Raw genomic sequence first — 902 nt, 5'->3', positions numbered from 1 at the left:
CCTCACTGTACTTCGATGGCATGCTCATCATCCTTTCAGTATCGATCTTCAGATCGAGACAGTCTTGGACTCAAGCAAACCGACAGCAGACCCAAAGACCTCGCCGAGGGGCGACGGATCGCCGAGAAGGTCGTCAACACGTTCCACACCTGCCAGATCCCCGAGGTCGCACGTCTCGGCCGCACCCTGCGCCGCTGGAAGTCCGCGTTCCTGGCCTACTTCACGACCGGGCGCTCATCCAACGGCGGCACCGAGGGCGTGAACGGCATCATCGAGCTCCACCGCCGCCTCGCCCGCGGCTACCGCAACCAGCACAACTACCGCCTCCGCATGCTCCTCGCCGCCGACGGACTCACCCCATGACCCCCACCAGATGTCCGAAGAGCCCCTTTGCCGCTTGCTCCGACGGGGCCGTGTAGACAGGTTTGAGGGAACGGACGATCGCGTCGCGGTGTTGCCGCCCGGCGTAGCGGAAGCTGTTGCGGATCAGGTGGACGATGCACTGCTGGACCACCGTTTGCTCCCAAGTGGTGTTGATCGCCTCCGGGAGACCCTTCAACCCGTGGCAGACCGCGATGAGCACGTCCTGGACGCCCCGGTTCTTCAGCTCGGTGAACACCTGCAGCCAGAACCTCGCACCCTCGGCACCATCACCGGCCCAGATGCCGAGGATGTCGCGTTCCCCGTTCACGGTGACGCCCATCACGACATAGAACGGGGTGTTGCGGACCTGCCCGTCACGGACCTTCACGATCGAATCGCGTCGACGAAGATCACCGGGTAGATCGGATCCAGCGGCCTGCTCGACCATTCGGCCAGTTCCCCGATGACTTTCTCGGTGATCCGGCTGATCGTGTCCTTGGAGACCTTCGCCCCATAGACCTCGTCGAAGTGCGCGGCGA

Annotated in this window: 1 protein-coding gene and 1 pseudogene; one reads left to right on the top strand and one right to left on the bottom strand. The window is 63.6% G+C overall.

Translation table 11 applies throughout. The features are described from left to right. Positions 1-363, top strand: a 363-nt coding sequence (locus BSZ39_RS12930) for a transposase (RefSeq protein WP_222842977.1), incomplete at its 5' end; no start/stop codon positions are given. 28 nt (positions 364-391) lie between these two features. On the opposite strand, the pseudogene BSZ39_RS12925 reads toward BSZ39_RS12930, so the two are convergent. Next, positions 392-902 (bottom strand): annotated as a pseudogene (locus BSZ39_RS12925) (IS256 family transposase); the annotation flags it as partial.

Origin of the sequence: Bowdeniella nasicola, assembly GCF_001907295.1 — a bacterium.
GTDB lineage: Bacteria > Actinomycetota > Actinomycetes > Actinomycetales > Actinomycetaceae > Bowdeniella > Bowdeniella nasicola.
Note: the sequence above shows the minus strand (reverse complement) of the source record. Positions and strands in the feature narration are given on the sequence as shown.